The sequence below is a fragment of the Streptomyces justiciae genome, assembly GCF_015163075.1.
In the GTDB taxonomy this organism is placed as follows: Bacteria; Actinomycetota; Actinomycetes; order Streptomycetales; family Streptomycetaceae; genus Streptomyces; species Streptomyces justiciae.
The window spans coordinates 309,285-323,398 of the sequence record NZ_JADDXU010000007.1 but is presented as its reverse complement, the minus strand read 5'-3'; the positions used below and the strand labels follow the sequence as shown (position 1 = coordinate 323,398).

Sequence of the window (14,114 nt, the reverse complement as noted above, 5' to 3'; positions counted from 1 at the left end):
CACCATGCAGGCAGAACCGAAGAAATCGCTGGTGGGGGTGGACTTCGAGGTCGAGGTCGGCCCGGTGGCCCACGGTGGGCACTGCATCGCCAGGACCGCCGACGGCCAGGTCCTGTTCGTCCGGCACGCGCTGCCCGGCGAGCGGGTCGTGGCGCGGGTGACCGAGGGCGAGGAGGGGGCACGGTTCCTGCGGGCCGATGCCGTGTCGGTGCTGGAGGCGTCCAAGGACCGCATCGAGGCGCCCTGTCCCTTCGCCGGCCCCGGCCGCTGCGGTGGCTGCGACTGGCAGCACGCCAAGCCGGGTGCGCAGCGCAGGCTGAAGGGCGAGGTCGTCGCCGAGCAGTTGCAGCGGCTCGCCGGGCTCACGCCCGAGGAGGCCGGCTGGGACGGCACGGTGATGCCGGCCGAGGGCGACAAGCTGCCGGCGGGTGAGGTGCCCGCGTGGCGGACGCGCGTGCAGTACGCGGTGGACGCGGACGGCAACGCCGGTCTGCGCCGGCACCGCTCGCACGAGGTCGAGGTCATCGACCACTGCATGATCGCGGCGCCGGGCGTGAGCGAGCTGGGCATCGAGGCGCGGGACTGGTCCGGGATGGCGTCGGTCGACGCGATCGCGGCGACGGGCTCGCAGGACCGCATGGTCATCCTGGAGCCCCGCCCGGGCGCCCGCCTTCCGCTCGTCGAACTCGACAAGCCCGTGTCCGTCATGCGCGTCGACGAGAAGGACGGCGGCATCCACCGCGTCCACGGCCGCGCGTTCGTGCGCGAGCGGGCCGACGGGCGTACGCATCGCGTGGGCAGCGGCGGCTTCTGGCAGGTCCATCCGATGGCGGCCGACACCCTGGTCAAGGCGGTCATGCAGGGGCTGCTGCCGCGCAAGGGCGAGATGGCGCTGGACCTGTACTGCGGCGTCGGCCTCTTCGCGGGCGCGCTGGCCGACCGCCTCGGCGACAAGGGCGCGGTCCTCGGCATCGAGTCCGGCAAGCGGGCCGTCGAGGACGCCCGCCACAACCTCGCCGACTTCGACCGTGTCCGCATCGAGCAGGGCAAGGTGGAGTCGGTCCTGCCGCGCACCGGGATCACCGAGGTCGACCTCATCGTCCTGGACCCGCCCCGCGCGGGCGCGGGGCGGAAGACGGTGGAGCACCTGGCGGGGCTGGGGGCACGGCGGATCGCGTACGTGGCCTGCGATCCGGCGGCGCTGGCCCGGGATCTGGGGTACTTCCGGGACGGGGGGTATCGGGTGCGGACGCTTCGGGTGTTCGATCTGTTTCCGATGACGCATCACGTGGAGTGCGTGGCGATTCTGGAGCCGGTGGCGAAGGGCGCCTGACGCCCTCGCGTCGGTGCGGCGCCCGCGGTGCGCCGGATCGCATCGTCCGAACGCTCGGTGCTCGCGGCGGGGCACGGCGCGGCTGCCGTTCCCGCCGTCGCCGCTCCATGACCATGGCCGGAACAGTTCCGACGTGGGAGTGGAGGGCTTCGTGCCGCCCTGGAGACGTACGGCTCTGATGGTGCTCGTCTGCGCCGCGGGTCTGTCTGGTTGTGCCACGCTCGGTGAGCGGGAGACCGCCGCATCCCGGGCGGCTCTGCGCTTCGAGCGGAGTGTCCGGCAGGCCGACTGGTCACGCGCCTGCGCGGCGCTCGCCCCCCAGACCCGGCAGGAACTCACGGAGTCCGCGAAGACCTCCTGCGTCAAGGCACTGCCCGACGAGGAGCTGCCGTACGCGGGTGCGCTGCGCGGGAGCGAGGTCTACGGGCAGCAGGCACAGGTGGTGCTCTCCACCGACACCCTGTTCCTGTCGGCCTTCCCGACCGGCTGGCTGATCACCGCGGCAGGCTGCGAACCGCGTCCTCACCAGCCCTACCAGTGCAAGGTCAAGGGAGGCTGAGCGGAGCATGCGCACCCTGTTCACGCTGGTCCTGCTGACGGTCGGCGTCGGTCTGAGCTACTTCACCGCCGTGGGGCTGATGCACCGATGAACCGGCTCACGCGATTCGCCAAGCACAACAGCCTGACCCTCGCCTTCGGCACCGGCTTCCTGCTCACGCTCGTCGGGCAGGCGGTGTCCGGCCACGCCGATTTCAACAACCAGCTCGTCACCGACGGACTGCATCCGTTGGGCTTCCTCCAGTACCTCGCGACCTCCGACTTCGCCGTGGACGTCACCGAGAACTGGCAGTCGGAGTACCTGCAGTTCTTCCTCTACGTCTTCGGCACCGTCTGGCTGCTCCAGCGCGGATCACCGGAATCCAAGGAACTCGACAAGGCCGGCGTGGAGAGTGACCGGGAGCAGAAGGTCGGCGACCACGCCGGCTCGGAGTCGCCCCGGTGGGCGGCCGACAAGGGCTGGCGGCAGACCCTGTACTCCCGCTCCCTGGGCATCGTCATGGCCGTCATCTTCACGTGGTCATGGCTGGCCCAGTCCATCGCCGGCGTCGCCGCCTACAACGAGGAACACCTGCGCCAACTCCAGGCACCCGTCTCCTGGCTCCAGTACCTGGGCTCCGCCGACTTCTGGAACCGCACCCTGCAGAACTGGCAGTCCGAACTCCTGGCCGTCGCCTCGATGGCCATCCTCTCGGTCTACCTGCGCCAACGCGGATCCCCCGAATCCAAGCCCGTAGGTGCCGCCCACACCTCCACCGGCGTCGAGGGCTGAGGACCAGGGCCGCTCCTGCCGCGGTGGGAGCGGCGTTTGTCATGGAATGACCGTTTACATGCCCTTTCGGTGGGGCTAGCGTGAGAGTACGACGTAAACGTACAGACGACGCTCGCCGCCGCCACCCTCCGGGAAGGGGAGCAGTCATGTCATGGACGATCTCCGGCACCTATGTCGCCGGTTGCTCTTGCGCGGTGCTGTGCAGCTGCCCGTACGACGGACAGCCCCGTGATGCCGAGGGTGGTACCGAATGCCTGGGCACCGCGGTCTTCCATGTGGCGGACGGTGATCTGGACGGCCTGGATCTGTCCGGCGTGGACTTCGCGTTCTACAACCACTTCCCGTCCAACCTGTCCTCCGGCGACTGGAAGGTCGGGCTGGTCGTGGACAGCGCGGCCAGTGACGAGCAGGCCGGCGCCCTGGAACGCATCCTGTCCGGTCGGGCGGGCGGGCCGTTCGAGCAGCTCTCGCAGTTCTACGGCGAGTACCTGGGCATGGAACGGGCCGGCGTCTCCCTGTCGGGCGGCGACCGGACCGGCCTCACCGTCGAGGGGCGCACGGAACTCTCGTACGAGCCGCTGACCGGCCCCGACGGCAGTGCGACGAAGATCAAGAACGCCATGTTCGGGTTCGCGCCCGAGTTCGAGGTCGGCAGGACCACGGGCCGCTCCGACGCCTTCGGGCTGACGTACGAGGCGTCGTACGGGGAGACGGCCGAGTACGTCTTCAGCAGCGAGGAGCCGGAGGGGGCCGCCCAGGGGCGCGCCTGAGGTGCGCGGGGTAGCCGCGTCCTGGGGCTGATCCGCCGCCCTCCGCCCGTTCTCGTTGTGGCGCCCACCCCCGCCCGTGCTTCCCTCCGGGTGGGGGTGGGCGCCGCGTGTTGTTCGAGGGGCGGGCTCTCGCCGGGGTGTGAGATCCCGGTTCAGCTGCGACTCTTGCTGGCAAGCGTCAATCCCCGCAGCTGGTGGGCCCTTTGGGTTCTCGCAGCGGCTCAGTTCATGGTCATCATGGACACCTCGATCATCGGGGTGGCCCTGCCCGAGATGCAGCGAGACCTCGGCTTCTCGCCTGGGGACCTGCAATGGGTGTTCAACGCCTATGTCATCGCCTTCGGCGGGCTGCTGCTGCTCGGCGGCCGGCTGTCCGATCTCCTGGGCGCCCGGCGGGTGTTCACGGCGGGCTGGGTGGTGCTGATCGCGGGTTCGGTCGTCGCGGCCGCCGCGCAGACCGCCTCGGTCGAGGTCCTGGGCCGTGCCGTTCAGGGCGTCGGCGGCGCGCTCATCGCGCCGTCCGCCATGACCCTGCTGATGATCCTGTTCGCGCATGACCCGAAGGAACTCGGCAAGGCCATGGCCCTGTACGGCGCGGCGGCGCCCGCGGGCGGCACGGCGGGCGTCTTCCTCGGCGGCGTGTTCACCCAATGGCTCAGCTGGCCCTGGGTGTTCATCGTCTACGTCCCGATCGGCCTCGCCACCCTCGCGGCCACCGGTCTGCTCCCGACGGTGGCACCACGCCGCGGCGCCGTCGACGTGCTCGGCGCGGCGACCGTCACCGCGGGTCTCGCGCTGGCCGTCTTCGCCGTCGTACGGGCGCCACAGGCCGGGTGGGGATCGGCGCAGACGCTGCTCGAACTCGGCGGCGCCGCCGCCCTGTTGGCACTGTTCCTGGTGATCCAGCGGACCGTGCGCGAACCGCTGATGCCGCTCGGCATCTGGCGGGTGCCGCGGCTGGGGTCGGCCAATCTGGCGATGACGCTGCTCGGTGCCGCGTGGATCCCGATGTGGTACTTCCTCAACCTCTATCTCCAACAGGTCCTCGGGTACGGGGCGTTCGCCTCGGGCGCCGCGCTGCTGCCGATGACCGGTCTGCTGATGGTCTTCATGACCGCCATCACGGCACGCCTGTTGGGCCGCTTCGGCGCCAAGCCGCTGATCAGCGGCGGGCTGTTGGTCCTCGCGGCCGGCCTGTTGTGGCTGTCCGTCGTGGAGCCGACCGGCACCTTCGTCGTCGACGTCCTGCCCGCCTCGCTGGTCGCCGCGCTCGGCATGTCGCTGGCGTACATCCCGGCGATGATGACCGCGCTGTCCGGTGCCCCGCAGGAGCAGGCCGGGCTGGCCTCCGGCATCGTCAACACGACCTACCAGGTGGGCTCCGCCCTGGGGCTGGCCGCCCTCGCCGCCCTGGCCACGACCCAGGGCGCCGACCGGCTGGGTGACCTGCCGGCGCTCACGGACGGCTTCAGCGCGGCGTTCCTCGGCGCCGCGATCGTCGCGGCGGTCGGTGGGATCGTCACTCTTCTCGTCATGCGCGGTGAAGCGGATGCCGGGGCTGAGCAGCCGCAGAAGGTGGCGGGTGAGCAAGTCGGCGTCTGAGGACGGAAATCCGGGTGCGCGGGTCCGTCGTCCCTGCGGGGGCGGCGGACGCACTCGCGTGCAGGGGCCGACCGTGTGCCAGGTGCTCAAGGCCGCGAGCCGGACCGGGACAAACCGGGACCTACGCGAGACGCTGCCCGTATGACAGAAGAATCCGCGGCCGCATCCTCCGCCGACGCCTCGTACCGCTTCGACGACCTGACCGCCCTGTACATCAACTGCACCCTCAAGCCGTCCCCGCAGCTGAGCCACACCCAGGGGCTGATCGACAAGAGCGCGGAGATCATGATGTCGCGCGGGGTCACCACGTCGGAGATCCGTGCCGTCGACCATGACATCGCGCCTGGCGTCTATCCGGACATGACCGAGCACGGCTTCGCCGTCGACGAGTGGCCCGCGCTGTACGAGCGGGTGATGGCCGCGGACATCCTGGTCATCGCCGGCCCCATCTGGCTGGGCGACAACAGCTCGGTGACGAAGAAGGTGATCGAGCGGCTCTACGCCTGCTCCTCACTGCTCAACTCACAAGGGCAGTACGCCTATTACGGCCGTGTCGGCGGCTGTCTCATCACCGGCAACGAGGACGGCGTCAAGCACTGCGCCATGAACGTCCTCTACAGCCTCCAGCACCTCGGCTACACGATCCCGCCGCAGGCCGACGCCGGCTGGATCGGTCCGGCGGGACCTGGGCCGTCGTACCTCGACGCCGGTTCGGGCGGCCCGGAGAACGACTTCACCAACCGCAACACCTCCTTCATGACCTGGAACCTCATGCACCTCGCCGCACTGCTGAAGCGGGCCGGGGGCGTCCCCGCCTACGGCAACCAGCGCTCCCAGTGGGACGCCGGGTGCCGGCCGGGGGCGGAGAATCCCGAGCACCGCTGAGGATGTACCGGGACGAGTACGGTGCCGGAGAAAATCTTGACCGAACCGTGGGGCCGCTAACAAGGCATCAAAGTGCTGGCCACGACGCATACTTCACGGTGCGGGGACGTCTCGCCAGGGCGTGAGGGGGAGTGACAGGGTGAGTGGTGTGGGGGACGGGCTGGGCAAGGTCGAAGTGAAGCTTCGCTGGGATCCGAGCCCGTACGGGGAGCCTCCTCGGCATCTCGACATCATCGCCGCGACCTACTCCGTCGACGATCCTCATGGGCGGCCGGTGTATGTCGTGCACTACGACAGCCGGTCCCCGGACGGCACGATCAACATGACCCGGCACAGCGAGACCGGCATGGGGTACGGGTTCGTCGAGGCGATGGTGCTGGAGTTCGACCGGGTGTCGTCCGCGTACGGGCGGGTCGTGGTCGGAGTGGGCATCCATCAGGACAGCGGGCCCCGCACGTTCGGCGAGATAGCCAACGCCGGCGTGGTCGTCGTGGAAGGCTATCGGCAGCTGCTCGCCGACGACTTCACGACCGTCGCCGACGCCACGGCCGCGACGGTCGCGGAGTTCACCCGGGACGAGTCCGGAGCGTGGCGGTTCCACGGCATGGTCCGGGGATACGACAGCGATCCCGTGCTCTTCGCCGCCGAGATGGGCAGCATGCGGCAGTGAGCGGTGGATGATCCGGCGCCTGCAGAATGGCCCGCATGACCGTTTACTGCGCTGTGCTGGACGACTACCAGGGCGCCGCCCTGACCCTCGCGGACTGGAGTGCCCTCGACGGCAGGGTCGAGGTGCGGGCGTTCCGTGAACACATCGCCGACCGGGACGAGTTGGTCGCCCAACTCGCCGACTGCGAGATCGTCGTCGCCATGCGGGAGCGCACCCCCTTCGACGCCGACCTGCTGAGCCGGCTGCCCCGGTTGCGGCTGCTGGTGACCACCGGGATGCGCAACGCCTCCATCGACCTCGCCGCGGCGACGGCACAGGGCATCACCGTCTGCGGTACGGCGAGCAGTTCGACCCCGCCCGTCGAGCTGACGTGGGCGCTGCTGCTCGGCCTCGCACGGCAGGTCACCGTCGAGAGCCGGGCGATGCGCGAGGGCGGGCCGTGGCAGTCCACCGTCGGGCAGGACCTGCACGGCCGCACCCTGGGCCTGCTCGGGCTCGGCAAGATCGGCAGCCGGGTCGCCAGGGTCGCCACCGCCTTCGGTATGGAGGTCGTGGCGTGGAGCCAGAACCTGACCGCCGAGCGGGCGGCGGGGGACGGGGTCCAACTGGCCGACAGCAAGGAGGACTTGCTGCGGCGCAGCGACTTCGTCTCCGTCCACCTCGTGCTGTCCGACCGCACCCGCGGCCTGCTCGGCGAGCCGGAACTGCGCGCCATGCGCCCGCACGCCTTCCTGGTCAACACCTCCCGCGCGGCCATCGTCGACCGGGCCGCCCTCCTGCGGGCGCTGCGCGAGGGCTGGATCGCCGGCGCCGGCCTCGACGTCTTCGACACCGAGCCGCTGCCCGCCGACGACCCCCTGCGCACCCTCCCGAACGTGCTGGCCACGCCCCACCTCGGCTACGTCACCGAGCACAACTACCGCACGTACTACCGGGAAGCGGTCGAGGACATCACCGCGTTCCTGGACGGCAGCCCCGTACGCACGTTGAACTAGCGTCCGGCCGCCGACGTACGCCAGCTCGTGCGCACGCTGAACTAGCGTCCGGGAGCCCTGCGTACCCCCGTCGCCGCCACCAGCGCCCCCAGCACGCACAGCACGCCCGCGACCAGCACCGAGGCGTGCACGCCGTTCATGAAGGCCTGGTGACTGCCCTCGACGACCGCCGACCTCAGCTGCGTCGGCATCTCGGCGGAGACGGGGGCGGCGCCCATGGCCACCGCGTCCTTCGCCTCGGCCAGGCCGTTGGCGGCCCCGGCGGGGACGCCCGCGGAGGTCAGCTCGTCCGTCAGCGTGGCGCCGACGCGGCCGGTGATGAGGGAGACCAGCACGGACGTACCGAGCGCCCCGCCGATCTGGAGCGCGGTGGCCTGCAGACCGCCCGCCACGCCACCGTCCTTCACCGGCGCGTTCCCGACGATCGCGTCGGAGGAGGACGCCATCACCATGCCGACACCCAGACCGAGGGCGATGAACGGCGGCCACATGGTGGTGTACGAGGAGTCCGCGCCCCAACTCAGCATCGTGAAGCAGGCGATCGCCTGGAGCCCCATGCCCAGCGGCATCGTCAGACGCGGGCCGAAGCGCTCCGTCAGCGCCGCGCCCAGCGGGGACGCCACGACCGAGGCCAGGCTCAGCGGCAGGGTGCGGACACCGGCCTCGACGGGGGAGAATCCGCGCACGTTCTGCAGGTACAGCATCACGAAGAAGATCACGCCGAGCAGGACGAAGAAGTTCAGCGCGGTGATGACCGTGCCGATCGTCAGCGCCGGGTTGCGGAACAGCCGCATCGGGAGGAGCGGGGACGCCACCCGGGTCTCGTACCGGCCGAAGAGGACCAGGATCAGTACGCCCGCCGCGATCGCACCCAGCGTGCCGCCCGAAGTCCAGCCCCACGTCTCGCCCTTGACGACGCCGAAGACCACGGCGAGCAGGCCCACCGCGAGGAGGGCGACGCCGACGATGTCGAACTTCTCGTCCCTGGCTGCGGAGTTGCGGCTCTGCGGCAGCACCGCCGCGCTGAAGACGATCGCCACGACGCCGATCGGGGCGTTGATGTAGAACACCGACTCCCAGTTGACGTGCTGCACCAACAGGCCACCGACGATGGGGCCGAGGGCCGTCGACACCGAGGAGACCATCGCCCAGATGCCGACCGCCATGCCGAACTTCTTCGGCGGGAACACCGCACGCAGCATGCCCAGGGTGTTCGGCATCAGCAGCGCGCCGAAGAAGCCCTGGAACGCGCGGAAGACGATGACGCCGGTGATCGAGCCGGACAGGCCGATCGCGACGGACGCGGCGGTGAAGCCCGCGACGCCGATCAGATAGAACGTGCGGCGGCCGAAGCGGTCACCGAGCTTGCCGCCGAGGATCAGGGCGGCGGCGAGGGCCAGCAGATAGGAGTTGGTGACCCACTGGAGGTCGGCGGTCGAGGCACCCAGGTCCCGGCCGATCTCCGGGTTGGCGATCGAGACGACCGAACCGTCGAGGCCGACCATGAAGAGGCCGAAGGCGACGGCTATGAGGGTGAGCCAGGGGTTGGCGCGCCGGCCGCGGGGTGCCGCGGTGGCGTCCGTAGGGGTGGTCAGGGTGGCGGAGGGCATGGCGGTGCCTGTCCTTCGTGAGGGCGTGAGTGATCAGCGGGCGTGAGTGTGGAGACGTCCGCTGAGCGACTCGAGCGCGCCCAACGCCGAGCCGAGGGCGTCCAGTTCGCCGTCGGTCAGGGCACGCAGGGCGCGCGCGAGATGGGCGCCCTTCAATTGGTTGACCTCGGCGAGACGCTCCCGGGAGGTCGGGGTGAGATGCAGATGCGCGACCCGCTTGTCGGCGGGGTCCTGTCGGCGCTCCAGCATGCCCTGCTCGGTCATCTGCGTGACGAGCGCGCTGACGTTGTTCGGCTTCATCAGCAGGGCGTCCGCGGCCTCGCGTACGGTCACGCCCTCGTGCGCCTCGACATGGCTCAGCAGCGCGAGCTGGGCCTCGGGCGGCTTGGGGTGCGGGAAGTCCTGGCCGACCTGGCGGTCCAGGGCCCGGTACAGGGCGGGCAGGCATGCCGCGAGGCCTGCGGCCACGTGGTCGATGTCCTGGCGCATGAAGCGAGGATAAGTATTCCCTGATACCTATGTCAACATAGGTAATTCCGTCCGGACATGGGTGTGGGGCGACCCCTGAGGGCCGCCCCACACCAAGCGATCAGGTCATCAGACCAGGTCGAAGCGGTCCGCGTTGGAGACCTTGACCCACGCCGCCACGAAGTCCTTCACGAACTTCTCCTTGGCGTCGTCGCTCGCGTACACCTCGGCCAGCGCCCGCAGCTCGGAGTTCGAGCCGAAGACCAGGTCGGCACGGGTGCCGGTCCACTTGACCTCGCCGGTGGCGTCGTCGCGGGACTCGAAGACCGTCTGGTCCTCCGACACGGCGGTCCAGGTCTGGCCCAGGTCGAGCAGGTTGACGAAGAAGTCGTTCGTCAGCTTGCCCGGGGTCTTCGTGAAGACGCCGTGCGCGGTGTTCTGGTAGTTGGCGCCGAGGACGCGCAGACCGCCGACGAGGACGGTCAGCTCGGGGGCGCTCAGGCCCAGCAGGTTGGCCTTGTCGAGCAGCAGGTACTCGGCCGGCAGGCGGTTGCCCTTGCCGAGGTAGTTGCGGAAGCCGTCCGCGGTGGGCTCGAGCGCGGCGAAGGACTCCGCGTCCGTGTGCTCGTCCGTGGCGTCCACACGACCCGGGGTGAAGGGCACCTCGATGTCGTACCCGGCGTCCTTGGCGGCCTTCTCGACACCGGCGGCACCGCCGAGGATGATCAGGTCGGCGATCGAGACCTTCTTGGCGCCGGTGTTGAACTCGGCCTGGACACCCTCCAGGACGCGCAGCACCTGGGCCAGCTCGTCGGGCTCGTTGACCTCCCAGCCGGCCTGCGGCTGGAGGCGGATACGGGCACCGTTGGCACCGCCGCGCTTGTCGCTGTTGCGGTACGTCGAGGCCGACGCCCACGCGGTGGACACCAGCTGCGAGACCGACAGACCCGAGTCGAGCAGCTTGGCCTTGAGCGCCGTGACGTCGGCGGCGTCGATGGGCTCGCCCTCGGCCTCCGGCAGCGGGTCCTGCCACAGCAGGGTCTCGGCCGGGACCTCGGAGCCGAGGTACAGCGACTTCGGGCCCATGTCACGGTGGGTCAGCTTGTACCAGGCGCGGGCGAAGGCGTCCGCGAACTGGTCGGGGTTCTCGTAGAAGCGGCGCGAGATCTGCTCGTAGACCGGGTCGAAGCGCAGCGACAGGTCGGTGGTGAGCATCGTCGGGAGCTTCTTCTTCGACGCGTCGTGGGCGTCGGGGATGATCGCCTCGGCGTTCTTGGCGACCCACTGGTGGGCGCCGGCCGGGCTCGCCGACAGCTCGTACTCGTACTCGAAGAGGTTCTTGAAGAACCCGTTGCTCCACTGGGTCGGCGTGGCGGTCCAGGTGACCTCCAGGCCGGAGGTGATGGCGTCGCCGCCCTTGCCGGTGCCGTAGGTGCTCTTCCAGCCGAGACCCTGGGCCTCGATCGGGGCGGCCTCGGGGTCGGCGCCGACGTTCTCGGCCGGGCCGGCACCGTGGGTCTTGCCGAAGGTGTGGCCACCGGCGATGAGGGCGACGGTCTCCTCGTCGTTCATCGCCATCCGGCGGAACGTCTCACGGATGTCGCGGGCCGCGGCGATCGGGTCCGGGTTGCCGTTGGGGCCCTCGGGGTTGACGTAGATCAGACCCATCTGGACCGCGCCGAGAGGGCTCTCCAGCTCACGGTCGCCCGTGTAGCGCTGGTCGTCGAGCCAGACCTTCTCGGGACCCCAGTAGACGTCCTCCTCCGACTCCCAGACGTCCTCGCGGCCGCCGCCGAAGCCGAAGGTCTCGAAGCCCATGGACTCAAGGGCCACGTTGCCGGCGAGGATCATCAGGTCGGCCCAGGACAGGCTCTGGCCGTACTTCTTCTTCACCGGCCACAGCAGCCGGCGGGCCTTGTCCAGGTTGCCGTTGTCCGGCCAGCTGTTCAGCGGGGCGAAGCGCTGCTGGCCGGCGCCGGCGCCGCCGCGGCCGTCGCTGATGCGGTAGGTGCCCGCGCTGTGCCAGGCCATACGGATCATGAACGGGCCGTAGTGCCCGAAGTCGGCCGGCCACCAGTCCTTGGAGTCCGTCAGGACCTCGGCGATGTCCTGTTTCACGGCCGCCAGGTCCAGGGACTGGAACGCCGCCGCGTAGTCGAACTCCTCACCGAGCGGGTTCGCCACGGCGGGGTTCTTGGCCAGGATCTTCAGGTTGAGCCGCTCCGGCCACCACTGGCGGTTGCCACCGCCCTGGGTGGGGTGCAGGGCGCGGTCGTGCGCCACGGGGCACTTGCCCTCGGGGGCGGCGTTGCTCTCGGACATGGGGGAATCCTTCCGGACGGGGCGGATCGTTGGAGCTGAGGAACTGCTGGTGGTGGTGCTTGGTGCTCGGTACCGCTGGTGGCTTTCAGGTACTGCTCGTGGACGAACAGGCGGGGCACAGGCCCCAGTAGATGACCTCGGCCTCGTCGACCGTGAAGCCGCGGTCGTCCGCAGCGGTCAGACACGGGGCGTGACCGACCGCGCAGTCGACGTCGACGACGACACCGCACGAACGGCACACCAGGTGGTGGTGGTTGTCGCCGACACGACCCTCGAACCGGGCCGGGCTGCCCGGCGGCTCGATACGGCGGACGAGCCCGGCCGTGGTGAGCGCGTGGAGCGCGTCGTACACGGCCTGAAGCGATATGTGGCCGACCCGGTCGCGCACACCCTCGGCGATCATCTCGACGCCGAGGTGGTCCCCGGCGCGGACGGTCTCCAGCAGGGCGACCCGGGCGGCCGTCACCCGCAGGCCGGCACCGCGCAGCTCATCGGCGGGAGTCGGGGGCTGGGGTGCAGTCATGCGGGACAACCTACCCCCGTAAACACGAATAGTTCAAGAAAAGGAATCCTCCCAGTTTGATGTCGCGCACCTTGACCGCAGGAGAACCCTTGGGACGACTGCGGCGAGGCCGGGCCGGATGGGAGGATGTGACGCCATGACGTCAGGGTGGGTAACGCGCACAGTACGGGCCGCGGTGTTCGCGGCCGTCTGCGTGCTGCTCGCCGCCCTGGGCCACGTCCTGATGTCCGGCCGGCACGTGCCCGCCTGGGCCCTGGCCTGCGGCACGCTCCTCACCGGGGCCGCGGCCTGGTGCCTGGCCGGGCGGGAACGCGGGCTGCCGACGGTGGTCGGGCTGGTCGTCGCCGCCCAGACGGCACTCCATGAGGGGTTCTCGCTGGCACAGCCGAGGGCGGCGGGGCCGGGCATGGCGGGCGGCGCGGGCGATATGAGCGCCGGGGATATGAGCGCTGGCGATATGGGTGCCATGGACGTGGGTGCGACGCATATGGGCGCGACGCACATGGGTGCGATGGACATGGGCTCGGCGCACGTGGGCTCCGCGCACGTCGGTTCGATGCACATGGACTCCATGGACCTCATGGACATCGCGCACATGGGTGCGGGGCACACCGGCGCCGGCTCCTCCTCTCTCGGCATGCTCGCCGCCCACCTGCTGGCCGCGCTGCTGTGCGGACTGTGGCTGGCGTACGGCGAACGGGCCGCCTTCCGGCTGCTGCGGGCCGTCGCCGGATGGCTCGCGGCGCCGCTACGACTGCTGCTCGCCCTCCCCACGCCGACGCACCGGCCGCGTACCGGCCGGCCCCGGCGCCGCTCCGCGCGGGCGCCGCGGCTCCTCCTTCTCAGCCATGCGATCACCACACGGGGACCTCCCGCGGGGACCGCTGTCGCCTGACAGCCACTGACCCGAGGCCGCCCGTGCGCGCCTCGGGCGTCAGCCGTACGACCGCTCCGGCGCCGTACGGCCGTCCCCCGCAGCACCGGACCCTCGCCGCCCACGCCTCAGCGCGCGGCTGGCCGGTCCGGAACCCCCGGAATCCCGTTAAGCCTCGGAAACCCCGGAGGCGGTGATTGCCCTGGAGCCCTGGAGCCCCGGAGCCCCGGGCGTCTGGAGCCCCGGAGTCCCGTAGGCCCGGAGCCCCAGGCGCCTAGGGGCCCCCGGAGCCGTGGAGGCCTTGGGTGCCCTGAGCCTTCAGAGCTCCCGGAGGTCTGGAGTCCCCGGAGGTCGGGAGGCCCCGGAGGTTCGGAGCCACGGAGGCTCAGGGGCTCCGAGCCCTCGGAGTCCCCGGCGCCCTGGGAGCCCTCGCGGCCCTCGGAGTCCCCGGAGGTCCGGAGTCCCCCGAGGTCGGGAGGCCCCGGAGGTCCGGAGCCACGGAGGCTCAGGGGCCCCGAGCCTTCGGAGTCCCCGGCGCCCTGGGAGCCCTGGGAGCCCTCGCGGCCCTCGGAGTCCCCGGAGGTCCGGAGGCCCCCGAGGTCGGGAGGTCCCGGAGGTCTGGAGGCCCCGGAGGTCGGGAGGCCCCGGAGGTCCGGAGCCACGGAGGCTCAGGGGCCCCGAGCTCTCGGGCCTCGGAGTTCTCGGGCCTCGGAGCCCTCGGGGCCCGCGGAG

At 70.7% G+C, this 14,114-nt stretch carries 13 protein-coding genes; 9 read left to right on the top strand and 4 right to left on the bottom strand.

Going from position 1 to position 14,114, the window contains the following annotated elements:
* Window positions 1–4: 4 nt before the first annotated feature.
* The 8 genes from IQ210_RS21620 (at window position 5) to IQ210_RS21585 (ending at window position 7,585) form a co-directional block, all read left to right on the top strand.
* Window positions 5–1,333 (top strand): class I SAM-dependent RNA methyltransferase, encoded by a 1,329-nt coding sequence (locus tag IQ210_RS21620; RefSeq protein ID WP_194080712.1) that lies wholly within the window; start codon window positions 5–7, stop codon window positions 1,331–1,333.
* 133 nt (window positions 1,334–1,466) lie between these two features.
* Entirely contained in the window at window positions 1,467–1,892 is a 426-nt protein-coding gene (locus IQ210_RS21615; RefSeq protein WP_256779675.1) for a hypothetical protein, read from the top strand.
* 87 nt (window positions 1,893–1,979) lie between these two features.
* A complete protein-coding gene (locus IQ210_RS21610; RefSeq protein ID WP_194080711.1) occupies window positions 1,980–2,663 on the top strand; it encodes a DUF6766 family protein in 684 nt (227 codons plus the stop codon).
* A 146-nt stretch (window positions 2,664–2,809) separates the two neighbouring features.
* On the top strand, window positions 2,810–3,433 hold the full coding sequence (locus IQ210_RS21605) for a DUF1326 domain-containing protein (RefSeq protein ID WP_194080710.1): 624 nt from the start codon (window positions 2,810–2,812) through the stop codon (window positions 3,431–3,433).
* A 168-nt stretch (window positions 3,434–3,601) separates the two neighbouring features.
* Entirely contained in the window at window positions 3,602–5,035 is a 1,434-nt protein-coding gene (locus IQ210_RS21600; protein WP_194080836.1) for an MFS transporter, read from the top strand.
* A gap of 141 nt (window positions 5,036–5,176) precedes the next feature.
* Entirely contained in the window at window positions 5,177–5,920 is a 744-nt protein-coding gene (locus IQ210_RS21595; RefSeq protein ID WP_194080709.1) for a flavodoxin family protein, read from the top strand.
* Window positions 5,921–6,059: 139 nt separating this feature from the next.
* Entirely contained in the window at window positions 6,060–6,590 is a 531-nt protein-coding gene (locus IQ210_RS21590; protein ID WP_194080708.1) for a TerD family protein, read from the top strand.
* 35 nt (window positions 6,591–6,625) lie between these two features.
* Window positions 6,626–7,585, top strand: coding sequence for a D-2-hydroxyacid dehydrogenase family protein (locus IQ210_RS21585; protein ID WP_194080707.1), 960 nt, complete (start codon window positions 6,626–6,628; stop codon window positions 7,583–7,585).
* Between the two features lie 41 nt (window positions 7,586–7,626).
* Here the strand turns inward: IQ210_RS21585 and IQ210_RS21580 are convergent, their stop codons facing one another.
* The 4 genes from IQ210_RS21580 to IQ210_RS21565 form a co-directional block, all read right to left on the bottom strand.
* Window positions 7,627–9,195, bottom strand: a complete 1,569-nt coding sequence (locus tag IQ210_RS21580; RefSeq protein ID WP_194080706.1) for a DHA2 family efflux MFS transporter permease subunit — start codon at window positions 9,193–9,195, stop codon at window positions 7,627–7,629.
* Window positions 9,196–9,228: 33 nt separating this feature from the next.
* Window positions 9,229–9,684, bottom strand: coding sequence for a MarR family winged helix-turn-helix transcriptional regulator (locus IQ210_RS21575; RefSeq protein ID WP_194080705.1), 456 nt, complete (start codon window positions 9,682–9,684; stop codon window positions 9,229–9,231).
* Between the two features lie 108 nt (window positions 9,685–9,792).
* Window positions 9,793–11,985 carry a catalase/peroxidase HPI gene (katG, locus tag IQ210_RS21570; protein WP_194080704.1) on the bottom strand — a complete coding sequence of 731 codons (2,193 nt, stop codon included), beginning with the start codon at window positions 11,983–11,985 and terminating at the stop codon, window positions 9,793–9,795.
* A gap of 85 nt (window positions 11,986–12,070) precedes the next feature.
* On the bottom strand, window positions 12,071–12,508 hold the full coding sequence (locus IQ210_RS21565; RefSeq protein ID WP_194080703.1) for a Fur family transcriptional regulator: 438 nt from the start codon (window positions 12,506–12,508) through the stop codon (window positions 12,071–12,073).
* 136 nt (window positions 12,509–12,644) lie between these two features.
* Between IQ210_RS21565 and IQ210_RS21560 the strand changes: the two genes are divergently transcribed.
* Window positions 12,645–13,403: a hypothetical protein gene (locus IQ210_RS21560; RefSeq protein ID WP_194080702.1), complete on the top strand. Its 759-nt coding sequence runs from the start codon at window positions 12,645–12,647 to the stop codon at window positions 13,401–13,403.
* The last annotated feature ends 711 nt before the right edge of the window (window positions 13,404–14,114 follow it).